This is a genomic window from Izhakiella australiensis, assembly GCF_002006995.1.
Classification (GTDB): Bacteria; Pseudomonadota; Gammaproteobacteria; order Enterobacterales; family Enterobacteriaceae; genus Izhakiella; species Izhakiella australiensis.
Genome location: NZ_MRUL01000001.1, coordinates 245151 through 268503, shown reverse-complemented (window position 1 = coordinate 268503; position 23353 = coordinate 245151). Strand labels below are relative to the sequence as shown.

At 55.4% G+C, this 23353-nt stretch carries 20 protein-coding genes and 3 tRNA genes; 4 read left to right on the top strand and 19 right to left on the bottom strand.

Annotation, left to right across the window (positions count from 1 at the left end; all coding sequences use genetic code 11):
- The first annotated feature begins 25 nt into the window (after positions 1–25).
- Complete coding sequence (bsmA, locus tag BTJ39_RS01170; RefSeq protein ID WP_078000826.1) at positions 26–358, top strand: biofilm peroxide resistance protein BsmA; 333 nt, start codon at positions 26–28, stop codon at positions 356–358.
- On the opposite strand, the gene BTJ39_RS01165 is transcribed toward bsmA, so the two are convergent.
- The 15 genes from BTJ39_RS01165 to nnr form a co-directional block, all read right to left on the bottom strand.
- Positions 332–1960, bottom strand: a complete 1629-nt coding sequence (locus tag BTJ39_RS01165) for an isovaleryl-CoA dehydrogenase (protein WP_078000825.1) — start codon at positions 1958–1960, stop codon at positions 332–334. The genes bsmA and BTJ39_RS01165 overlap by 27 nt on opposite strands.
- Before the next feature lie 131 nt (positions 1961–2091).
- Positions 2092–2829 (bottom strand): 23S rRNA (guanosine(2251)-2'-O)-methyltransferase RlmB, encoded by a 738-nt coding sequence (gene rlmB / locus BTJ39_RS01160; protein WP_078000824.1) that lies wholly within the window; start codon positions 2827–2829, stop codon positions 2092–2094.
- Between the two features lie 55 nt (positions 2830–2884).
- On the bottom strand, positions 2885–5341 hold the full coding sequence (rnr, locus tag BTJ39_RS01155) for a ribonuclease R (RefSeq protein WP_078000823.1): 2457 nt from the start codon (positions 5339–5341) through the stop codon (positions 2885–2887).
- A gap of 19 nt (positions 5342–5360) precedes the next feature.
- On the bottom strand, positions 5361–5798 hold the full coding sequence (gene nsrR / locus BTJ39_RS01150) for a nitric oxide-sensing transcriptional repressor NsrR (protein ID WP_078000822.1): 438 nt from the start codon (positions 5796–5798) through the stop codon (positions 5361–5363).
- 179 nt (positions 5799–5977) lie between these two features.
- The gene (locus BTJ39_RS01145; RefSeq protein WP_078000821.1) at positions 5978–7276 is read right to left on the bottom strand and encodes an adenylosuccinate synthase; all 1299 of its coding nucleotides are present in this window, start codon (positions 7274–7276) and stop codon (positions 5978–5980) included.
- A gap of 151 nt (positions 7277–7427) precedes the next feature.
- Positions 7428–7634 carry a DUF2065 family protein gene (locus BTJ39_RS01140; protein WP_078000820.1) on the bottom strand — a complete coding sequence of 69 codons (207 nt, stop codon included), beginning with the start codon at positions 7632–7634 and terminating at the stop codon, positions 7428–7430.
- 73 nt (positions 7635–7707) lie between these two features.
- Positions 7708–8712 carry a protease modulator HflC gene (gene hflC, locus BTJ39_RS01135; RefSeq protein WP_078000819.1) on the bottom strand — a complete coding sequence of 335 codons (1005 nt, stop codon included), beginning with the start codon at positions 8710–8712 and terminating at the stop codon, positions 7708–7710.
- Positions 8713–8714: 2 nt separating this feature from the next.
- The gene (hflK, locus tag BTJ39_RS01130) at positions 8715–9953 is read right to left on the bottom strand and encodes an FtsH protease activity modulator HflK (protein WP_078000818.1); all 1239 of its coding nucleotides are present in this window, start codon (positions 9951–9953) and stop codon (positions 8715–8717) included.
- Positions 9954–10018: 65 nt separating this feature from the next.
- Complete coding sequence (gene hflX / locus BTJ39_RS01125; protein WP_078000817.1) at positions 10019–11302, bottom strand: ribosome rescue GTPase HflX; 1284 nt, start codon at positions 11300–11302, stop codon at positions 10019–10021.
- A 317-nt stretch (positions 11303–11619) separates the two neighbouring features.
- Positions 11620–11934: an RNA chaperone Hfq gene (gene hfq / locus BTJ39_RS01120; RefSeq protein WP_078000816.1), complete on the bottom strand. Its 315-nt coding sequence runs from the start codon at positions 11932–11934 to the stop codon at positions 11620–11622.
- Positions 11935–12041: 107 nt separating this feature from the next.
- Entirely contained in the window at positions 12042–12989 is a 948-nt protein-coding gene (gene miaA, locus BTJ39_RS01115; RefSeq protein WP_078000815.1) for a tRNA (adenosine(37)-N6)-dimethylallyltransferase MiaA, read from the bottom strand.
- Positions 12982–14847 carry a DNA mismatch repair endonuclease MutL gene (mutL, locus tag BTJ39_RS01110; RefSeq protein ID WP_078000814.1) on the bottom strand — a complete coding sequence of 622 codons (1866 nt, stop codon included), beginning with the start codon at positions 14845–14847 and terminating at the stop codon, positions 12982–12984. The genes miaA and mutL overlap by 8 nt, the downstream gene beginning before the upstream one ends.
- Before the next feature lie 177 nt (positions 14848–15024).
- Positions 15025–16716 (bottom strand): N-acetylmuramoyl-L-alanine amidase AmiB, encoded by a 1692-nt coding sequence (gene amiB, locus BTJ39_RS01105; protein ID WP_422385998.1) that lies wholly within the window; start codon positions 16714–16716, stop codon positions 15025–15027.
- On the bottom strand, positions 16716–17189 hold the full coding sequence (gene tsaE, locus BTJ39_RS01100) for a tRNA (adenosine(37)-N6)-threonylcarbamoyltransferase complex ATPase subunit type 1 TsaE (RefSeq protein ID WP_078000812.1): 474 nt from the start codon (positions 17187–17189) through the stop codon (positions 16716–16718). Before tsaE ends, amiB begins: the two co-directional genes overlap by 1 nt.
- Positions 17186–18709: a bifunctional ADP-dependent NAD(P)H-hydrate dehydratase/NAD(P)H-hydrate epimerase gene (nnr, locus tag BTJ39_RS01095; RefSeq protein WP_078000811.1), complete on the bottom strand. Its 1524-nt coding sequence runs from the start codon at positions 18707–18709 to the stop codon at positions 17186–17188. The genes tsaE and nnr overlap by 4 nt, the downstream gene beginning before the upstream one ends.
- Here nnr and queG point away from each other — a divergent pair.
- A complete protein-coding gene (gene queG / locus BTJ39_RS01090) occupies positions 18708–19847 on the top strand; it encodes a tRNA epoxyqueuosine(34) reductase QueG (RefSeq protein WP_078000810.1) in 1140 nt (379 codons plus the stop codon). The genes nnr and queG overlap by 2 nt on opposite strands.
- 279 nt (positions 19848–20126) lie before the next feature.
- On the opposite strand, the gene BTJ39_RS01085 is transcribed toward queG, so the two are convergent.
- The 4 genes from BTJ39_RS01085 to orn all read right to left on the bottom strand — a co-directional run bounded on the left by BTJ39_RS01085 (position 20127) and on the right by orn (position 21126).
- A tRNA-Gly gene (locus tag BTJ39_RS01085) sits at positions 20127–20202 on the bottom strand.
- 27 nt (positions 20203–20229) lie between these two features.
- Positions 20230–20305: transfer RNA gene (locus BTJ39_RS01080), tRNA-Gly, on the bottom strand.
- Positions 20306–20336: 31 nt separating this feature from the next.
- Positions 20337–20412: transfer RNA gene (locus tag BTJ39_RS01075), tRNA-Gly, on the bottom strand.
- A gap of 162 nt (positions 20413–20574) precedes the next feature.
- Positions 20575–21126 carry an oligoribonuclease gene (gene orn / locus BTJ39_RS01070; protein WP_078000809.1) on the bottom strand — a complete coding sequence of 184 codons (552 nt, stop codon included), beginning with the start codon at positions 21124–21126 and terminating at the stop codon, positions 20575–20577.
- Positions 21127–21286: 160 nt separating this feature from the next.
- On the opposite strand from orn, the gene rsgA reads away from it, so the two are divergent.
- Complete coding sequence (gene rsgA / locus BTJ39_RS01065; RefSeq protein ID WP_078000808.1) at positions 21287–22342, top strand: small ribosomal subunit biogenesis GTPase RsgA; 1056 nt, start codon at positions 21287–21289, stop codon at positions 22340–22342.
- 109 nt (positions 22343–22451) lie between these two features.
- Positions 22452–23351, top strand: a complete 900-nt coding sequence (gene asd, locus BTJ39_RS01060) for an archaetidylserine decarboxylase (RefSeq protein WP_078000807.1) — start codon at positions 22452–22454, stop codon at positions 23349–23351.
- Positions 23352–23353 lie beyond the last annotated feature (2 nt).

Here is a 23353-nt window from a genome sequence, read left to right as displayed (position 1 = left end):
TATCCTGACCACAGAGAACAACGTCATGCGCGCCACGCTTTTTTGTCTGCTGCTGTTGCTGAGCGGCTGTAGTGCTTTTAAAACCACGCCCCAGCCACCGCCGCCGCCAACCGACCACGCGCAGGAAATTACTAAAGCGCAGCGGTTTAACCTGCCAGAGCTCGGCACCTATAGCGTAACGCTTCCCGGCTCGCCGGACGATGCACTGCGGGCGATAAAAGCCCGGGCTGATTCAGTTCATGCTGCTTATTACCTGATTCTGGCGCTCGAGGAAACTATCCGGCCAGGCTTCTGGTACGCCACTGCGAATCTTTACGGCCCACCACCAGCATCAGCCTCCGCAAGCTCTGCTCAGTAAACGACGGCAAACCGCTTCCGGCAGCACCTCGCCGCCCCGCGCGGTCAGGTGCTGCCGACACCAGGCATCGGCCAGCGGAGGCTCAAGATCTTTTACGACCTGAATACCGCTAGCCAGCGCCAGTAAATCCCGCGTAAGCTCACGCGCATAGCGCTCATCAGCCTTTGTCGTCATGGCGAGCATCCGCCGGCCAAAGCGATCAAGATGGCGATTCACGCCCTTGACCTCTGCCAGCTGCTGCGCCAGTAACTCATCCAGTCCGTGCTGCTTTTTCAGCACTCTTAGCACGTCAAGGCACATAACGTTGCCAGAGCCTTCCCAGATGCTGTTGACCGGCATCTCACGGTACAGGCGCGGCAGCTCGTTGTCCTCACAGTAACCAATGCCGCCCAGCACTTCCATCGACTCCGCGACGAAGGCGATTCCTCGCTGGCAAATAACAAATTTTGCCGCGGGCGTCAGCAGGCGTGCCAGCAGCGCAGAATTCGCATCCTGCATATTCTCCCAGGCCCGCGCCAGACGTAATAGCAGCGCCGTCTGGCCTTCCAGCACCAGCGCCTGTCGACTCAGCACTTGCGTCATTAGCGGTTGGTCGAGCAGATTTTTACCCATAATCTGACGCTGATGGGCGTGATAAAGCGCGACAGAGAAGGCGCGCCGCATTAAACCATGGCTGCTCAACGCGCAGTCGAGACGGGTACGGCCAGCCATTTTCAGTATCTGTCGAACGCCTTCCCCTTCCTCACCGATGAGCCAGGCGCTGGCATTGCAAAACTCGACTTCACTGCTGGCATTGGAGTGATTACCCAGCTTCTCTTTCAGCCTCTCAATATGCAGCGCATTACGGCTGCCATCCGGCAGCAGACGCGGCATAAAGAAGCAGGAAAGCCCCCCTTTCGCCTGTGCCAGCACCAGATGCGCATCACTTTGCGGGACGGAGAAAAACCATTTGTGGCCGGTCAGCAGATAGCGCTCGCCGCTCCCACGCCCGGCAAGCGGCTCCGCCCGACTGCTGTTGCTTAACACGTCCGTGCCGCCTTGCTTTTCGGTCATTCCCATGCCGATCAGCAGACCGCTTTTTCGATCGCCCGGCAACAGGTGCGGATCGTAACGATCTGACAGCAATCCCTCGCGCCAGGCGCTAAAGTCGCTGGGCAAATGTTCAAACAGCAGCGGAATAGCCGCAAAGGTCATGGTAACCGGACACAGGGTGCCAGCCTCAACCTGCGCATGCAAAATTAAGCGCGCGGCGCGCGCCACCATGGCTCCAGGAACCGCATCGCAATGCCAGGGCAGGTTATGCAGCCGGTTGGCGCATAGCCCCTGCATCAGCAGATGCCAGGCGGGATGGAAGCGAACGTCATCCAGACGCTCCCCCTGAGGGGTAAACCGAAGCAGCTCCGGCGGATTCGCGTTTGCCAGCCGTCCCAATTCCAGCGACTCCGTACTGCCGAGCTGCTGTCCGACGGATGCCAGCAAATCGCCATCCCAGCCGGCGCCCTCACGCGCCAGCGCCTCGCGCAGCGGAACGTCGGACACGAACAAATTACTGTTATTCAGCGGGCGCGGCTGATTAAAAACGCTATGGGTATTCCAGGTCATCGTCATCTCCCTTCTCACAGATGCCTGAAGTAAGTGTAGTTGGCCGCTATACAGGCTGCCGGAGGAGATAACGCAGGAGAAAAGGAAAAAGCACAGTGAGCCGTCGGGATGGTTATCCCGACGGGCGGGTATCAGCGCGCGCTACGCTGGCGCACGGCTTCAAACAGGCAAATCCCCGTGGCGACCGATACGTTCAGCGACGAGACGCTGCCGGCCATAGGAATACGCATTAATGCATCGCAATGTTCGCGGGTAAGACGGCGCATTCCCTCACCCTCCGCGCCCATCACCAACGCCATCGGCCCCGTCATTTTACTCTGATAGAGGTCGTGGCTCGCTTCGCCGGCGGTACCGACGATCCAGATATTGGCCTCCTGCAGCAGGCGCATCGTTCTGGCCAGATTGGTCACGCGAATGAGCGGCACGTTCTCCGCCGCGCCGCTGGCCACTTTTTTTGCCGTTGCATTCAGCTGCGCCGAGCGATCTTTCGGCACGATCACCGCATGCACACCGGCCGCGTCGGCGCTACGCAGGCAGGCGCCCAGATTATGCGGGTCGGTTACGCCATCGAGAATCAATAAAAAAGGCGTATCAAGGGTGGCAATCAGATCCAACAGATCGCCTTCCTGATACTGACGACCGGGTTTCACGCGCGCGACTATCCCTTGATGAACCGCGCCTTCTACTTTTTTATCCAGCCACTGGCGGTTAGCCAGTTGCACCACGATCCCCTGGACTTCAAGCGCCGAAATCAGCGGCTGTAAGCGACGATCATCGCGGCCTTTCAGCACGAAAACTTCCTGAAAACGCTGGGGATCGTTCTCCAGCAGTGCCTGAACGGCATGAATACCAAAAATTATTTCACTCATTTCAATCCTGCACGATAACGCCGGGTAATGACGGGCTGCGAAGCAAGCCGGTGATTCACTCCGGGGCTTTATTTTTCTTTGCCGCACGCTTTGCTTTGGTAGCAGCGGCTATTTTACGGGTTTTTGCCGCGTTTTTAGGCGCTTTTTTCTCTTTCTTGCCGGGACTATTTTTCGCGCTTTTCCCCGGCTTTTTCTCGCCACGAAAAGCGTTGTCAGGCTCAAAATTTACTCCGCTACGCATCTGCTTACGCCGTGCTGGCGCGCTGTTCGAGCCTGCTTTCTTTTCGCGGGTGCGCGCTGTTTTACCGGCGCCACGCACCTTGCGGCTACTGGAGATCAGGGCAAAATCAATTTTACGCTCATCCATGTGCACCGCCTCAACCCGCACTTCCACGCTATCGCCAAGGCGATAGGTACGCCCTCCCGACTCACCGATCAGGCGCTGTCCGACGGCGTCAAAACGATAATAATCGTTATCCAGCGTCGACACGTGTACCAGACCATCAATAAACAGGTCGTTCAGCCGTACAAAGAAGCCGAATCCGGTAACGCTGGCAATGACGCCCTCAAACACTTCGCCAACCTGGTCTTGCATGAAATCGCATTTTAACCAGTCAGCGACATCACGCGTCGCTTCATCGGCGCGTCGTTCCGTCATTGAGCAGTGCTGACCCAGCTGCAGCATCTCTTCGAAGCTGTAGTGATAGCCGCCCGTAGGCGTAGTGTTACCCTGCAACTCACCGCTTTGCTTCGCCAGCTGATATTTAATCGCCCGATGCAAAAGCAGATCGGGATAGCGACGGATCGGCGAGGTAAAGTGCGCATAAGAGGTCAGAGCCAGGCCAAAATGCCCACGATTTTCCGGATCGTAAACGGCCTGCTTCATTGAGCGCAGCAGCATGGTTTGCAGCATCTCCCGATCGGGACGATCGGCTATCTGTTCCAGCAGCGCGGCATAATCAATCGGCTGCGGCTTACTGCCGCCGGGAAGCGTCAGCCCCAGTTCATTCAGCACCGTGCGGAAGCCGGTAATACTGTCATCGCTCGGCCGATCGTGATCGCGGAATAATGCCGGTTCATCATGCTTTTCGACAAAGCGAGCGGAAGCGATGTTCGCCAGAATCATGCACTCTTCGATCAGCTTGTGCGCATCGTTGCGCACCACCCTCTCCACGCGCTCGATACGACGCTCCGCGTTGAAGATGAACTTGGCCTCTTCCGTTTCGAAAGAGATACCCCCGCGCTGTTCACGCGCGGTTTCCAGCACCTGATACATGCGATGCAGTTCTTCCAGATGCTTAACCAGCGGCTGATACTGCTCGCGTAGCTCGGCATCCCCTTGCAGAATATGCCATACCTTGGTGTAGGTCAGGCGCGCATGAGAGCGCATGACCGCTTCATAATGCTTATAGCCCGTCAGCTTACCGCTGGCGGAAATGGTCATTTCGCACACCATGCACAGGCGGTCAACGTCCGGGTTGATCGAGCACAGGCCGTTTGATAGCACTTCAGGTAGCATTGGCACTACCTGAGAGGGAAAGTAAACCGAAGTGCCACGGCTGTGAGCTTCCTCATCCAGCGCATTGCCTGGGCGCACGTAATAGCTAACGTCGGCAATTGCCACCCACAGGCGCCAGCCGCCACCGCGCTTTTTCTCGCAAAAAACAGCGTCGTCAAAATCGCGGGCATCTTCGCCATCAATGGTAACCAATGGCAAATTACGCAGGTCAACGCGGCCTTTTTTAGCCGACTCAGGCACCTGTTCGCTAAGGCTGGAAACCGCCTGCTCAACCGCTTCCGGCCAGGAGTGAGGGATTTCATGGGTGCGCAGCGCCATATCAACCGCCAGCCCGGTCCCCATGTTTTCACCGAGGATCTCAATAATGCGGCCAATCGCTTTGGTTCGACGGGTTGGCCGCTTTTCAAGCTCAACCACCACCACCGCCCCCATACGCGCGCCCATTATCGCTTCAGGCGGGATCAGGATGTCGAAGCTCAAACGGCTATCATCCGGTACGACAAAACCTACGCCGGCATCGGTAAAATAGCGGCCAACAATCTGGCTGTTACGCGGCTCCAGCACGCGCACGACGCGGGCCTCGCGCCGCCCTTTACGATCGGCAACCATTGCCTGCGCCAGAATAATATCGCCGTGCATACACATTTTCATTTGCTCGGCGGAGAGATAAAGATCGTCTTTACTGCCTTCAATGCGTAAAAAACCAAAGCCATCGCGATGGCCGATGACGTTACCACGGAGCAAATCAAGGCGTTCCGGCAGGGCATAGCACTGCCGACGCGTAAACACCAGCTGCCCGTCGCGCTCCATCGCGCGCAGACGGCGGCGCAAGGCTTCGAGCTGTTCGTCGCCTGTAATATTGAGTTCCTGCGCCAGCTCTTCGCGGCTGGCGGGTTTTTCGCGCTTATCTAAATGCGCGAGAATAAATTCGCGACTGGGGATCGGGTTTTCATATTTTTCCGCTTCTCGTTCCTGAAAAGGATCCTTTGACATATCGGTTCTCCGTTGTCGCTCAACTGCTGATCTGCGGCCGCTCCGTCAGCAGGAGCTTGTATAGCGGCTGATTAGTATCGACCAGATCAGCCAGGGTGTAATTATCAAGCTCTTCAATAAAGCGCTTAACGGCTTCATTGAGCGCTTTTTTAAGCCGGCAGGACGGCGTTATCAGGCATTCGGTGCAATCTACCAGCTGCAGCGGCTCCATCTGGCGTACCACATGGCCGACAACAATCTGACTGGCTGGCTTGCCTAAACGGATACCGCCATTTTTACCGCGCACCGCGTCGACGTAGCCAGTCCGGCTGAGCTGATTAATAATTTTGACCATATGGTTTCTTGAAACACCATAAATATCAGTAACCTCGCTAATACTGGTCAATTGACCTGCTGGCAAGGTCGCCATAAAAATCAGTGCTCGCAAGCCATAATCGGTAAAACTTGTCAGCTGCACATGTACCTCACAGTGATGCCAGACCGTCCCTGCATACTGAGTATCCGTTTGAATTTACGTTTACTTTGATAATAAACCAAGCCAGTCAGGCAGGCTATTTCTGGATAGTCGACAGACGAAAGAAAAGGAAGGCGCCCCTGAAAGAACAAAAGGCCGGTCTGAAGACCGGCCTGGCATAATTAAGCGTCGAACGGATCGCGCAAAATCATGGTTTCGCTGCGGTCAGGGCCGGTTGAAATAATATCAACCGGAACGCCTGTCACTTCTTCAATACGTTTAATGTAATCACGGGCGTTTTGCGGCAAGCCCTCTACTGACTTAACGCCAAAAGTGCTTTCACTCCAGCCCGGCAGCGTCTCATAGATCGGCTCTATACCTTCCCAGCGCTCCGCCGCCAGCGGCGTCGTTGTGACTTCGCGTCCGTCCGGCAGGCGATAAGCCACGCATATCTTCACTTCCTGCAGGCCGTCCAGCACGTCGAGCTTAGTCAGACAAAAGCCAGAAAGCGAGTTAATTTGCACCGCGCGACGCACCGCAACGGCATCCAGCCAGCCGGTGCGACGACGACGGCCGGTGGTAGCCCCGAACTCCTGGCCTTTAACGCTCAGGAACTCGCCGGTTTCATCAAACAGCTCCGTCGGAAAGGGGCCGCCGCCAACGCGCGTGGAATAGGCTTTGACGATACCCAGCACGTAATCGACATGGCGCGGGCCAATGCCGGAACCGGTCGCCACGCCGCCAGCAGTGGTATTTGAGGAAGTCACGTAGGGATAGGTGCCGTGATCGATATCCAGCAGCGTTCCCTGCGCCCCTTCAAACATAATCAGGTCGCCGCGCTTGTGCGCCTGATCGAGCAGTTCGGAAACGTCCACCACCATCGCGGTCAGGATATCGGCAATATCCAGCACGTCTTTCAGTACTTTTTCGTAGTCAACGGCTTCCGCTTTGTAGTAATTAACCAGCTGGAAGTTGTAATAGTCGACGATCTCTTTAAGCTTGCCGGCAAAGCTGTCTTTGTTAAACAGGTCGCCGACGCGCAGGCCGCGGCGAGCAACTTTGTCTTCGTAAGCCGGTCCGATACCACGTCCCGTGGTGCCAATCGCTTTGTCGCCGCGCGCTTTTTCACGCGCCAGGTCCATCGCGACATGATAATCAAGGATAAGCGGGCAGGCTTCTGAGAGCAGTAAACGATTGCGTACCGGTACACCACGCTCTTCAAGCCCTTTCATTTCTTTCATCAGCGCGGCAGGCGAAAGCACCACGCCATTACCAATAATGCTGATGACGTTTTCACGCAAAATGCCAGAGGGGATCAAATGAAGGACGGTCTTTTCACCGTTGATAACCAGTGTATGACCAGCGTTGTGGCCACCTTGATAACGCACAACATACTTAGCGCGCTCAGTCAGAAGGTCTACGATCTTACCTTTACCTTCATCACCCCATTGGGTGCCCAGTACGACGACGTTCTTACCCATTTCTCAAAACCACCGATTGCTTAAAAATGGATTTTACCATCAGCTTTCCGCATTTTCAGCACTTTTAGCTCATGCTATGCCATATTTCTGCCGCTTTATCGCGCAATAACAATATATGGATATTCTAACCGCAGCAGACACAATTTATACCTCAACCGCCGCTGCCGGCATGGGCGCTGAGCATGTAATAAATCACCACGCCCGCGACCACCAGCCCGCCGCCGAAACGCCGTAGCAGCCGATCGGGCAACTGCGCCATGCTCAGTATCATACGCCGCCATATCCGCGGCAGCAGCATCGGGCCAATACCTTCCAAAACCAGCACTAATGCCAGCGCAAGCCAGATAGTGATATTCATCGCTTGTTCTACGCTCCCACAGACAAAAAAACGGGCCGGATTATATCCGGCCCGCCGCAGTTATATCAGAAACCTAGCGCTTAGCGTTAGTAGGTGGCCGCATATAGCGGAAGAAATCGCTATCCGGGCTTAATACCATAATATCCTGATTACTCTTGAAGCTGTTTTCATAAGCGCGCAGGCTGCGGATAAAGGCGTAGAAATCCGGATCCTGGCTGAAGGCGTCCGCAAACAGCTTAGCCGCCGCCGCATCCCCATCACCGCGTATGATTAAGGCCTCACGCTGCGCCTCGGCCAGCGTACGGGTTACCTCGTAATCCGCCTGGGCGCGTACTTTTTCAGCCTCTTCCTGACCCTGTGAACGCTGGCTACGCGCCACCGCTTCACGTTCCGCACGCATACGGTTATAGATAGCTTCTGAGACTTCCGTTGGCAGGTTGATCTGCTTAATGCGCACATCGACCACCTGAATACCCAGCGCCGCCATACTGTTCGGATTAATCGCCTGAACATGGCCTGAGGTTTCACGCTCAACCCGCTTAGCCGCTGAGGCAATCGCATCATCCGCTGCCGGAGTGCTGACTTCATCATCCGCGCCGGCCGAGCCGTTATTCAGGGCATCACGGACGTCGGTAGTCAGGCGGCCACGAGAGTCGGTTACGATGTCTTTCACATCCAGCCGCCCCATTTCAGAACGCAAGCGGTCGCTGAATTTACGCTTCAGCAGCACCTCTGCCTGCGAAATATCACCCCCGCCGGTTGCCAGATAGTAGCGGCCAAAATCGCTGATACGCCATTTAATATAGGAATCAACAATAAGGTCTTTCTTCTCACGGGTAACAAAGCGATCGGCCTGGTTATCCATGGTCTGAATGCGTGCATCCAGCGTTTTTACTGACTCAATAAACGGAATTTTAAAGTGAAGTCCCGGCGCGTAGATCAGCGGCTTGTTATCTGAATCGCGCAGAACCTTGCCGAAGCGCATCACAATACCGCGCTGCCCTTCCTGCACCACAAACAGTGACGCGTACAGCACCACCAGCACAACAATCAATACTACGATTAATGGCTTACGCATCGTTATTCTCTCCCTTCGCGCTGGGTATCATTGCGCAGCGCGTTAGCACGACGCTGATCCATGATGTCATCCGGACTGAATGACTGTCCGCTGCCGTTACGGGCATTGCTGTCCGACAGCGGCGGCATGCGCATCAGGTTACTGCTCCCCTTGCCGTTCCCGTTAGCAGGGTTCTGCCCACGCATAAGCTGATCGAGGGGCAGCACCATCAGGTTGTTGCCTTTGTCGCTGACCAGAATCTTATGAGTGTGGCTGAGCACATGCTCCATGGTTTCAATATAAAGACGTTCGCGGGTAATATCCGGCGCGGCCTTATATTCCGGCAGCATTTTCGCGAAGCGGGCAACCTCACCCTGCGCTTCCAGCACGGTTCGGGCCTTGTAAGCACGCGCTTCTTCAAGAATACGCTGCGCCTGACCGTTGGCGCGCGGCTGAACTTCATTGGCGTAAGCTTCCGCTTCGCGCACGTACTGTTCGCGGTTTTCACGCGCGGCAATAGCATCATCAAACGCCGCTTTTACTTCTTCCGGCGGACGCGCGGTCTGGAAGTTGACATCCAGCAGCGTGATTCCCATATGATACGGGCGGATCGTCTCTTCCAGCTCGCGCTGGGTTTCGCTACGAATAACGGTACGGCCTTCCGTCAGAATACGGTCCATGGTTGAACGGCCGATAACACCACGCAGCGCGCTATCAGTCGCCTGACGCAGGCTGTCATCAGCGTTAACCACCGAATACAGATATTCTTCCGGGTTGGTGACGCGGTACTGCACGTTCATTTCAACGCGCACTACGTTTTCGTCTGAAGTCAGCATTAAGCCGGATGCGGCCAGCTCACGCACCGCTTCAACGTTAACCGCGCGGACGTGGTCGATAAATGTCGGCTTCCAGTTCAGACCCGGACCAACGATATGGCTAAAATGGCCAAAACGCGTTACCACGCCTCGCTCGGCTTCTTTGATGGTATAAAAACCGCTGGCGGCCCAGATAACCACGGCGGCCACCACGACAATACCCACTAACCGGCCACCGTTGCCCGATGAGCGGTTATTATCTTCTCCGCCTTTTTTACCACCGCCCAGTCCACCCAGTTTTTTACTGAGCTTACGGAAGATATCATCTAAATCAGGAGGTCCCTGATTGCGCCCTCCCTTATTTCCCCCAGAGTTGCCGCCTTGATTGTTGCTGCTTCCCCACGGGTCGCGGTCATGTCCGTTATTACCGGGCTGATTCCACGCCATGTTTTTACTCCATTATGTGTGTGTGCGGTGGTATCCCAAAGGTCAGAATACGCATTCAGGCAAAATCAACTAACAATATAAGTCACCAAAGAAGGCTCCTGCTTGCACAGCCGGCGCCAGTCCACAGCGGGCATACGAATCTGTATGCCAATACTTCCATCCTCTTCATTCCATTCTTTTTCAATAGCCTGAAGCTGATAAAAACGACTGCGCAGCCGCCCTTCATTGGGCGGCAAACGTAAATCAAACTGTGCTACTTCACCGGCCAGACGCTCGGTAAGCGCCTGGAAAAGTAGCTCAATACCTTGCCCGGACTGTGCCGAAAGCCAGACTCTAACCGGGCGGTTCTCATCGTCACGATCGATACGCGGAACAAACTCATCGAGCATATCGATCTTATTCATAACATGCAGCGTTGGAATTTCGCTGGCTTCAATTTCATCGAGAACGATATCTACGGCTTCAATATTTTCATCGACTCGCACGTCCGCCGCGTCGATAACGTGTAACAGCAGCGTTGCCTGACGCGTTTCCTGCAAAGTGGCCTTAAAAGCGGCAACCAGATCGTGGGGCAGATGGCGTATAAAACCAACCGTATCCGCCAGCACCACTTCGCCTACATCAGCAACATCAATGCGTCTCAGGGTCGGATCAAGGGTAGCGAATAGCTGGTCTGCCGCATAAACGTCCGCTTCGGTAATACGATTAAACAGCGTCGATTTACCTGCATTGGTATAACCAACCAGCGACACCGTCGCGATATCGGCTTTATTACGCGACTGACGTCCTTGCTCGCGCTGCTTCTCAACGCGTTCCAGGCGCGACATAATCTGACTGATGCGATTACGCAGCAGCCGGCGGTCGGTTTCCAACTGGGTTTCGCCCGGGCCGCGCAGCCCAATCCCCCCTTTCTGGCGCTCAAGGTGAGTCCAGCCGCGTACCAGACGCGTAGCGAGGTGGCGTAGCTGCGCCAGTTCAACCTGCAGTTTCCCTTCGTGGGTGCGCGCGCGTTGAGCAAAGATATCCAGAATCAAACCGGTGCGATCGATAACCCGGCACTCGCACAGTCGCTCCAGGTTGCGCTCCTGGGCGGGCGTCAGCGCGTGATCGAACAGCACAACGCTGGCACCGGTTGCTTTGACTGCCCCGGCGATTTCTTCGGCTTTACCTTCACCAACAAAATATTTGGGATGTGGCGCTTTGCGGCTGCCGGTAACCACCTGCAGCGCTTCAACGCCGGCGGAAGAAGCCAGGGTTTCAAACTCCTGCAAATCTTCCATATCCTTATCTTGCGAGAAATAGATGTGTACCAGTACGGCCTGCTCACCGGCATCATAACGGTCGAACAAACTAAAAACCTCTCTGAAACTTAAAGTTGCAACGCGTTGGCCATACTGCGTGAAATCAGATTTGGAACGCCTCACGAATAAAAGGCGTTTAATACAGACAGCCGCTTCTAACCCGCGGTAACAGAAGGCAAGGTCAGAAACGTTTTACCAAACGGGGAACCCAACGCCTGATGATCCCCGCCGCATCCTGATCGTCTAAATCACAGCATCGCGCGCCGCTAAAATCCCCCGGTTATATACAGCGGCGTATATTACCGGGGATATGCACGGTTTTACTTTGCTGAAAACTAACGGATAGCCGGATAATTTCCGTGCGCTTATTCAGCGTCGTCGCCATCCTGCTGCGGCTGTGCAGCTCCAGCCGGTTGATTATTGCTGCCATGATGATAGTTATTGCTACCGCCACCCGCATTATTGCTATGGTGGGAAACCGGACGGGACGGAACCACGGTCGAAATGGCGTGCTTATAAACCATCTGGCTAACCGTGTTTTTCAACAAAATAACAAACTGATCAAACGACTCAATCTGACCTTGCAGTTTGATACCATTCACCAAATAAATAGAAACCGGAACACGTTCGCGACGCAATGCGTTCAAAAACGGGTCTTGTAATGATTGCCCCTTAGCCATTCTATCTTTTCCTTATATGCTTGTTGTTTATAACTTTTGGAGCCCGGAGGCTCTGAAATACTGCGTAAAAAATTTGCGCAAGCTAACATGCTAATTTTACACAATCATCAGGGCTTCGCACTAAGAACCTGAAGTACCTGCTCCAGTGCATCCGCTGGCCGATCGCTATCCAGCCAGTGAACCCCATCCCACCCACGCAGCCAGGTCATCTGACGCTTGGCGAGCTGGCGGGTTGCGCAAATTCCCCGATAAACCATATCATCGTAATCAATTTCGCCCTGCAGATATGACCACATCTGGCGATAACCAACACAACGAATGGAAGGCATATCCGTATGCAAATCAGCTCGGGCAAAAAGAGCCCGGACTTCCGCCTCAAATCCTGACGCTAACATCTGCTGGAAGCGCTGCGCAATGCGTTGATGTAACAATTCACGATTTGCCGGAGCGATCGCAAACTGCGTCACATCATACGGTAACGCTTCTCCGGATGTTTTTGTCAGTTCGGTTAAAGTTTTACCCGAAATAAAAAAAACTTCCAGTGCTCGCGAGAGTCTCTGGGGATCATTCGGATGAATACGATTACCCGCCACCGGATCCACGGCCAGTAATTGACGATGCAGATAGTCCCATCCCTTCTCGTCTGCCGTTTGCTCAATTTTCTGGCGTACTTCAGGATCGGCCGGGGGCAGCGGCGATAATCCTTCCAGCAACGCCTTATAATAGAGCATGGTTCCGCCAACAAGCAGCGGAATACGTCCCTGCTGAGTAATCTCGTTCATCGCGGCCAGCGCATCGCGGCGAAACTCTGCCGCAGAATAGGCCTGCGCCGGGTCGCGAATATCCAGCAAACGATGGGGAGCTAGCGCTAACTCTTCCGCCGGGGGCTTAGCCGTGCCAATATCCATTCCCCGGTAAATCAACGCCGAATCGACGCTAATCAGATCAACCGGCAGTTGCTGACGCAGCCGGATGGCCAGCGCCGTTTTACCCGAGGCCGTTGGCCCCATCAAAAAAATAGCCTTTGGCCGGCTAGCCTGGATTATCTCAGTCATGCTTCAGGGCGCTAACCGCCGTTTCAATATCGATCGGTTGTATTAATCCAGCAGGCGGCGATTTCACCAATTGCGGGCAGAGTCGTTCAACTTCCGTCAGCAGCGTAATTGCCTGCGAATGATTCCATTGCTGGGATTCGTTTGCCGCGTGGCGCGCTAGCCATTGCACTATCTGATCTGCCGTTACCTCTGGCCGACTGGCAAGATAGCCTAACAGTTCCGGAATCAAGATTTGTAAATTTTGGTTGCGTAAAGGTAAAGGCACAGCGCGCAGAGTCACATGTTGTCCATCGCTCATCAGGTCCAGGCCAAAATGCTGTAACAGCTCCGACCTCTGTACCACGACGTTTCGTTCCGCCTTTTCCAGTTTTAAGCGCACCGGAATCAGCAGCGGCTGCGCTTTCAGCGCAGCGTTCGCCGGGTCGAGCTGGGCCTGTTTCAACCAGCGCCCCGCAACGGCAAGACTCATCAGGCGCAGCGCGCCATTATGCTCCAGCAGCGCCCAGACGCCGGACAGAACCGTCAGCAGGCGACCAAAGCTTTGGTTATGCCCTTGTAGCGGAACGACAGGCTCCGGCGCGCTGTTCGCGGTTATATTCACTGCCGGCACAGGTTCCCGCGCCGGCAGCGGCGCGGCCTGCAATAACTTTTGATAGACCGCGCCCTCCCGCTTTCGGTATCCCTCTTGCTGCGGCTGCCAGCCTGGCTGGCGGCCAGCCGCCTCACCGGCGCTAACCGCCGTCGGCGCCGCAGGCGTTGCAAAATGATTGCCGCCGGCCGCCGGACGGTTAGTGGGCTGCCAGCGGGTATCCGGCAAAACGCCATCATCATCAGGTTCCTGTATCGGCAGCGTCGGGCTACCGCTTTCCTGAATCACACTGACCACGCCCTGATAGATGAAATCGTGCACCATGCGCGACTGATGAAAGCGCACCTCATGCTTAGCCGGATGAACGTTGACGTCGACCTGGTGAGGGTCGATATCCAGATAAAGCACGTAGGCAGGCTGATGCTCGGCGCCGAGCTTGTCCTGATAGGCCTGACGGATTGCGTGATTGATCAGGCGATCGCGCATCATGCGGCCGTTGACGTAGCAATATTGCATCTCCGTCACCGCGCGCGCGCCAGCAGGATCGGCAACCCAGCCGCGCAGATTAAGGTCGCCGTGCTGCCATTCAACCGCCAGCGCATGGCTAAGAAAAGCGGTACCGCAAATGGCGCCCAGCCGCCGCTCGTGTTGGCCGGGATCGTTTACGCCGCGATACTGACGTACAAGCTTGCCGTTATGAGTCAGCGAGATGGCAACATCAAAGCGCGCCAGCGCGATGCGCCGGACAACTTCATCGATGTGCGCAAACTCAGTTTTCTCAGTACGCATAAATTTGCGCCGGGCCGGGGTGTTAAAGAACAAATCCAGCACTTCTAACGTCGTGCCTGGCGGATGCGCCGCCGGCTTAACCGTTACCACCATATCCCTGCCCTCAGCGTAGGCAGACCAGGCTTCACGCTGATCTTCAGGGCGCGAAGTGAGGGTCAGGCGGGAGACCGAGCTGATACTGGCCAGCGCTTCGCCACGAAAACCCAGGCTGAGGATCGCTTCAAGATCGTCAAGCGAGCTGATTTTACTGGTCGCATGACGTGCCAGCGCCATGGTCAGCTCTTCTTTGCCGATGCCACCGCCGTTATCCCGGATGCGGATAAGCTTAGCGCCGCCCTTTTCAATATCGATATCAATCCGGGTAGCACCGGCATCCAGGCTGTTTTCAACCAGTTCTTTCACCACCGACGCGGGGCGTTCCACCACTTCTCCGGCGGCAATCTGGTTAGCAAGCTGCGGCGGTAAAACCTGAATTGGCATAGGTATCCCTTTGAAAACCTGAAAAGCGAGAAAACAGGTGGAAAATAAAGCGCCCGCGCCGGCAGTTAACCGGTGTTATCAGCACTGGCCAGCAGGCGACTTTACCCGCAGCCTGCACGCTCTGCACGGACGCATTATTAACAATGCGTAACGCGATCTTAGATCGCTATTGCACGATCAGGAAGCAGGAATTTTTAGCGTCTGTCCAAGCATCACGTTTTGCGATTTCATATTGTTTGCCTGCATGATGGCTTTCGGGCTGACGCCGTAGTGAGCGGCAATCGCAGAAAGCGAATCACCGCTCACGACTTTATGACGCTGTACGCTGTTAGCGACCGCCGGACGGGCGGTACTGGCTGAAGAGTTCGCCGCCGCGTTAGCCGGCACTTTGAGTCGTTGCCCCACCCACACGCTCTGTTTTTTCAGCTTATTGAGCTCGCTCAACGTCGACATGCTTACGCCATAGTGCGCCGCAATGCCAGATAACGTCTCGCCGCGTTTAACGACATGGCGGCTGGTCGGCCCGGTATATTGCGTAGTGCTGCTGGCATTGTTGGCCGAGACATTAACCGCCGCTGCGCTTTGTAGCGGACGGTTTTCCTCCTTTGGGGCGGATTGCACCGGATGCGTCAGGAAGTAATTACGCAGGCCGTGGTAAATCGCATCGGCCACTTTTTGCTGGTAAGCGCTGGAACCCAGCAGTCGTTCGCCGGCCGGGTTGCTGATAAAGCCGGTTTCCACCAGCAGCGAGGGAATATCCGGCGATCGCAACACGCCCAGGCTGGCGTGTTCGGGCCGGCGCTTATGTAACACGCCAATATGCTGCAACTGTGCCAGCACTTTCACCGCAACGTCGTAGCCGACGCGTTGCGAATGGCCAAACTGTAAATCGAGTACCGCCTGGCTGAGATAAGGGTCGGCCTGGCTGTTAGCCAGCAGATCGCCCGCGCCGCCGAGTAATTCCGACTGTTTCTCATGCTGCTCCAGCCAGTTTGCCATTTCACTGTTGGCGCGGCGATTGGAGAGCACCCAGACCGACGCGCCCGAAGCAGTGCGGTTCGGCGCGGCGTCGGCGTGAATAGAAACCAGCAGGTTAGCATTTTGTTTGCGCGCCACGTCCGAGCGTCCCATCACCGAGATAAAGTAATCGCCGTCGCGGGTCATCACACCCTTAAATATCGGATCGTTATTGAGCAGCACCCGCAGTTTGCGCGCAATGGCGATAGTCACGTTTTTCTCTTTCAGGCCGCCAGCGCCAATGGCGCCTGGATCCTGACCGCCGTGTCCGGCATCAATGGCAACAACCACCCGTTCGTTGCCCGTCCCGGCGCTACTGGTGCCGGGAGAAACGCGCGTATTTTCACTGGCAACCGCGGTGACGGGATTGCCATTAAACGGATTTTTCTGCGCCGGAGTCGCGTTACGTGCCGGTGCCGGTGCCGGTGCCGGCGGTGGGGTACTGCGCGCGCGGGTAGCCGGCTGGCTTCCCTGAATCGTGAAGACCACCCGATAGCCGCTGCCCGCTTTTTGCGTAACGGCGCGCGTCCGCCCCGGCTGCGTCAGCTCAAACACCAGGCGGATACTCTGACTGTCTTTCGGTTGGCTGGTACGAATAACTTTAACCAGATTTTCACCGCTAAAATTGAGCGGAAGCCCTTTTACCACGCCGCTTTTGCGAATATCCAGCACCACGCGTTCCGGATTATGCAAAGGAAAAAAAGCATAGACCGGCTGTCCGGTAAAATTCAGCGTCACCGTAGCCCGGCTATTGCCATTGGAAACGTTAATATCTGAAAGATTGGCCGCAGTGGCTTGAAAAGTTAATACTAAAAAAAGCGTAATCAGACCTGTTTTTATATGACGCATTATCAGCAACCTTTCTCCCCGTCTATTTCCTGCAGCATTTTCTCACCTGTTTCACTAAGCGCTTTTAATATGGCTTCACGTCCTTGTCCTTGATAAATCAAACTGAGTTCGAGGTCCGGCTCAGGAAGCACCCCTGCGCCCTGCTGAGGCCACTCGACCAGACAGACGGTATTTAGCGTGAAATAGTCACGTATCCCCATAAATTCCAGCTCTTCGGGATCGGCGAGACGATAAAGATCAAAATGATAAATCGTACGTTCACCCAGTTTATAAGGCTCAACCAGGGTATAGGTTGGGCTTTTAACATTGCCCTGATGCCCCAACGCTTGCAGAAATCCACGACTAAAAGTGGTTTTACCTGCACCCAGCTCGCCCTGTAAATGGATCACCGCCGCGCCGTGACAGGCGCGGGCAAGTAACGCCCCTAAATTGAGAGTAGCCGCCTCATCTGGCAGCGAAAATAGACAGCTTTTCATTTTACTGGAGTCGACATCTCTGGATTAACATACAGATACAGCTGAGAGAAAAGATCGGACGCCAACATGCCGCGCGTTCCTCTCAGGCTTGCGACGCGGTCCGCCGCGGCTCCGTGCGCCACACAGCCAGCGCAGGATGCATCATACAACGACAGCTTCTGCCCTGTCAGCGCGCCGATAATTCCGGAAAGCACATCCCCCATCCCACCGCTTCCCATACCCGCATTACCAACGTCGGCGATGGCCAACTGGCCCTGCTGGCTGGCGATAATGGTGCCGGCGCCTTTTAATACCACCACGCCGCCATAACGTTTTACCAGGCGCTGCGCCGCAAGTAAGCGGTCGCTTTCAATCTCGCTGGTTTTTACATTAAGCAGCCGGGCCGCCTCACCGGGATGGGGCGTAATGATGCGATTCTGACGTTTATCGGGTCTGATTGCCAGCAGGTTTAGCGCATCAGCATCCCATAACATGGGCTTCTGGGACTTTTCTGCCTTTTTTAAGGCATTTTTACCCCAGCTTTCCTGGCCAAGCCCCGGACCGATAACCACCACATCGCCCCACTCTAGCGCGCTATCCAGAGTCTTATCATTCAGCTCATCAACCATCAGCTCCGGTCGGGCAGTCAACAGCGGGCCGATATTGTCAGCATGAGTAAGCACGCGCACTAAACCGGCGCCGCTGCGTAAAGCGGCTTCAGCGGCCAGCCGGATAGCGCCAGCGGTGCCGCGATCGCCGCCGATCATCACCAGCCGGCCATTGTCGCCTTTATGACTGCTGGCGCGCCTCGGTGCCAGCCAGTTGCTGAGGGAACCGACATCAACGCGCGACCAGGGCGCATTCTGCCCGCTAAGCCAGCGGTCCAGGCTAAGCCCGTGGTAATGCAGGCGACCCACATGATCGCGCGCTTTACCGGTCAATAATCCGGGTTTCAGGGCGATGAACGTCAAGGTCGCCGCTGCCAATATCGTCGGACCGGGAGTGGTACCATTGGCGGCCACTAATCCGGAGGGAATATCGACGGCAAGTACCGGCGCCGGATGGCGATTCGCCTGCTCAATAAGCGCAGCATAAGGTTCGCGCGCCGGGCGGTTCAGACCGGTGCCCAATAAGGCATCAACAATGACCTCAACCCGTTCAGGCCACGGAATGTCCGGAGCATGTATAACGCCGCCGGCGGCGAGCCAGGCGTTTCTTGCCTGCGCAGCCTCTTCCGGCAGCGGCTTACTCCCTTCACAGGCCAGCAGCGTGACCGTTAGCCCCGCCGAATGCGCCAGCCGGGCCACGACGTAACCATCACCGCCGTTATTGCCGTGACCACAAAGGATCAGCAGATGTTCAGCCTGCGGCCAGCGCTGACGAAGCAGATTAAATGCGGCCTCTCCCGCCCGCAGCATCAGTTCGTATAGCGTCAGACCCAACGCATCCGCGCCTTGTTTTTCCAGTTCCGCCATCGCCTCGGCGGGCCACAGGGAATGTGGTAAGCTATACGGGTTTTCTCCGCTATTCAGGTCAGTCATGTCGCATCCTCTCGATCTTGCTCAGCTTGCCCAACAGATTAAACGCTGGGGACTGGAACTCGGTTTTCAGCAGGTGGGTATCTGTGACACCGACCTGACGCCAGAAGAGCCGCGTCTGCAGGCGTGGCTCGATAAGCAGTACCATGGCGAAATGGCGTGGATGGCGCGCCACGGTATGATGCGCGCCCGTCCGCAGGAATTGCTACCGGGCACCCTGCGCGTTATCAGCGTACGCATGAATTACCTGCCTGCCAATGCGGCCTTTGCCCGCGTACTGAAAGATCCCCAGCTTGGCTACGTCAGCCGTTATGCCCTCGGGCGTGATTATCATAAAGTATTGCGCAATCGGCTGAAAAAATTAGGAGAAATGATTCAACAGCAGTGCGAAAAAGTCAGCTTTCGCCCCTTTGTTGATTCCGCCCCGCTGCTGGAACGTCCGCTGGCTGCGAAGGCCGGGCTGGGCTGGACGGGGAAACACAGCCTGATTCTCAACCGTCAGGCAGGCTCATGGTTTTTTCTTGGCGAACTGTTAATTAACTTACCGCTGCCGGTCGATAAGCCCGTGGAAGAAAACTGCGGTCGCTGCATTGCCTGTATGACTATTTGCCCGACCGGCGCCATTGTTGAACCCTATACCGTCGATGCCCGCCGCTGTATCTCCTACCTGACCATTGAACTGGAAGGCGCGATTCCGGTCGAGCTGCGCCCGCTGATTGGCAACCGCATCTACGGCTGCGATGATTGCCAGCTTATCTGTCCGTGGAATCGTTACGGCCAGTTGAGCGACGAAGCGGACTTTTCGCCCCGCGCCAGGCTGCACGCGCCAGCATTAATAGAACTTTTCCGCTGGGATGAGGCGACTTTTTTACGCGTGACTGAAGGTTCGGCGATCCGCCGGATTGGCCATTTGCGCTGGCTGCGCAATATCGCAGTCGCACTGGGTAACGCCCCCTGGGACCAGGGCAACCTGTTGGCACTGGAGACGCGTCTGGGGGAGAATCCGCTGCTTGATGAACATATAAACTGGGCGATTGAACAGCAAATAGCGCGTCGCAGCGAAGTGCGCATTGAGGTTCAGCGCAGCCAGAAGCAGCGTCTGGTCAGAGCGATTGAAAAAGGACTGACGCGCGACGCCTGAGAGACACATGTCGCTTTTCCACAAGCTGTGAATAAAAACAAAAAAGCGTTGTCATTCAACCTTCACAAAAACTACAAGTGATCCAGTTAACAATCTGAAATGTTTTAATAGTCTTTAAAATCATAAGGTAAAGCAAAAAAGACAAACCTGATCATTTTTATGTCATCTCGGTAGCATGCGTCAGCTCTGTGGATAACTCTGTTTACAATAGATAAAAAACCAGAGGGAATCACCGGTACAGCATAGCGGATAGATTGTGAAAAATAAGAAAGAGAATTCTGGAGCGGGAAACGAGACTCGAACTCGCGACCCCGACCTTGGCAAGGTCGTGCTCTACCAACTGAGCTATTCCCGCAGATAGAAACTGGCTGCCTGTAACAGCTGGAGCGGGAAACGAGACTCGAACTCGCGACCCCGACCTTGGCAAGGTCGTGCTCTACCAACTGAGCTATTCCCGCATTTTTGCGGCTGTTACTGCAAACCTGATTTTGGAGCGGGAAACGAGACTCGAACTCGCGACCCCGACCTTGGCAAGGTCGTGCTCTACCAACTGAGCTATTCCCGCTTTACGTAACAATGCCAGACAAAAATCAGCATCGGTACGGGGAGCGCATTATACGAGAAATCCTTATAGCCGCAAGCTTCTTCTCGCAAAATTTTGCGCTTTTCGCGCGACTGCCGATTTTATCGGCGACCCGATGTTTTATTCAACAGCCGCGGCAAAATTTCATCCGGCCAGATTGATAAAATGTTCACGATAGTAAGCCAGCTCGGCAATCGATTCGCGGATATCATCCAGCGCCTGATGCGTCCCACGCTTTTTAAAGCCTGGCAGAATTTCCGGCTTCCAGCGACGCGCCAGCTCTTTTAGGGTGCTGACGTCCAGGTAACGGTAATGAAAATAGGCTTCTAACGCGGGCATGTACTCAAACAGGAAGCGGCGATCCTGCCCAATGCTATTGCCGCAAATCGGCGATTTACCGGCCGGTATCCACTGCTGCAAAAAGGCGATGGTTGCCTGCTCTGCGGCCCGGTCATCAAACGGGCTGGCTTTCACTCTCTCCACCAGGCCGCTCTTAGTATGGGTACGCACATTCCAGTCATCCATCAGCGCCAGCTGCGCGTCAGACTGGTGTACCGCCATCACCGGCCCCTCAGCCAGGATGTTGAGATTGGCATCGGTAACGATGGTCGCAATCTCAATAATGCGATCCCGTTTTGGGTCTAACCCCGTCATTTCCAGATCGATCCAGATAAGATTATTGTCACTGAGTGTCATGCTGATTCCCGGGTTTGCCATTGTCGTCATAGATTTCAGGCTGAATCCCACATTCAACCGCCTGTTAGCGGCGCTCAGCAGTGGGACTGCATCTGATTAGCGTGTATCATAGACGTTTTGCCCCGCCGGGGTGAAACGCTCTGTAACCGCGTGAGGAAAAGTGAGTAAAAACAAACTGTCAAAAGGGCAGCAGCGTCGGGTCAATGCTAACCATCAGCGCCGCCTGCAAACGCGCGAGCAGAAAGCAGAAGCCGATGACAGCCTGTTCGGCGAAGCCCGTGACGGCATTGTTATCAGCCGCTTTGGTATGCATGCCGACGTTGAAGACGCGCAGGGCGAGCAGCACCGCTGCAATATCCGTCGGACTATCCGCTCGCTGGTGACCGGCGATCGGGTCGTCTGGCGTCCCGGTCTTGGCAATGGCGCGGTGGTAAAGGGCATCGTTGAAGCCGTTCACGAACGGCAATCCGTGCTGACAAGGCCGGATTTTTACGATGGCGTCAAACCGATTGCCGCCAATATCGATCAGATTCTGATCGTGTCCGCCATACTGCCCGAACTGTCGCTGAATATTATCGACAGATACCTGGTAGCCAGCGAAACGCTGGACATCGAACCGTTACTGGTGCTCAACAAAACCGATCTGCTCGATAAAGAAGCGCGGGAATTTGTTGAGCAGCAAATGGATATCTATCGCCATATCGGCTACCGGGTCATCATGGCATCCAGCCACCAGAGTGAAGGGCTGCAGGCGCTGGAGCTGGCGCTGGCCGGGCGTACCAGCATTTTTGCCGGCCAATCCGGCGTGGGGAAATCGAGCCTGCTTAACTCGCTGCTAGGCCTTGAGCTGACCGAAGAAACCATTCTGACTAACGACGTTTCAGATGCCTCCGGTCTGGGACAACATACCACCACCGCCGCCCGACTTTACCATTTCCCTCACGGCGGCGATGTCATCGACTCGCCCGGGGTGCGCGAATTTGGTTTGTGGCATCTTGAGCCGGAACAAATTACCGAAGGTTTTGTCGAATTTCGTGAGTTTTTAGGGGGCTGTAAATTTCGCGATTGCAAACATGATAACGATCCCGGCTGTGCTATTCGCGCGGCCGTGGAGCGCGGCGAAATCGACGAGTCCCGCTTCGACAACTATCATCGGATTCTGGAGAGCATGTCGCAAATTAAAACCAGAAAGCATTTTTCTGATAGCGGCAGCTAGGTCCTGATTTATAACCGTACGCAGGCAACATCAGTCGCCTTATTCGCCGGGCGCTGATACAATCCGGCCTCCTTCGCCGTACGGTAACTCAATAAGCCAGGAGGCTTACGTGTTTGATAAAATTAAACTAGGTCTGAACGCCGTGTTACCCAAACAAGCCCTGACGGAACTGGCTGGATGGGCGGCAGAAAAGCGCGGCGGTCGCCTGACTAAAGCGGCGATCGATTTATTTGTCTGGTTTTATAAAGTCGACATGTCCGAGGCGCAGAAATCGGATACCGCGCGCTACCGCACTTTTAACGACTTTTTTGTCCGTCCTCTGCGCGACGATGCGCGTCCTGTTGACGCCGATCCTAATTTACTGGTGCTGCCGGCCGATGGCGCGGTCAGTCAGCTCGGCCACATTGAAGGCAATCAAATTTTTCAGGCGAAAGGCCACCACTATTCACTGGAAGCGCTGGTCGCCGGCAGCCCGCAGATGAGCGAAGTTTTCCGGGACGGCGAGTTTGTGACCACTTACCTCGCTCCGCGCGACTATCACCGCGTTCATATGCCCTGCAACGGCATACTGCGTGAGATGATTTATGTGCCTGGCGATCTTTATTCGGTAAACCCACTCACCGCACGCAATATCCCTAACCTGTTTGCCCGCAACGAACGCGTGATCTGCCTGTTTGATACCGAGTTTGGCCCGATGGCGCAGATACTGGTTGGCGCCACCATCGTCGGCAGTATAGAAACCGTCTGGTCCGGCACGGTTACGCCGCCACGCGACGGCGCCATTAAACGCTGGACCTGGCCGGCTGCCGATGAGCAAGGCGCGGTGGTGCTGCTGAAAGGACAGGAAATGGGACGTTTTAAACTGGGTTCAACGGTAATCAATCTGTTCGCGCCGGCCAAAGTTAAGCTGGCGGAAAGCCTGACGCCAGAAACGGCAACCCGCCTGGGCCAGCCGCTGGCCGTGGCGCTGCAACCGGTGCCTGCTCAGGCCGTAACAGCGCAAGAATAACC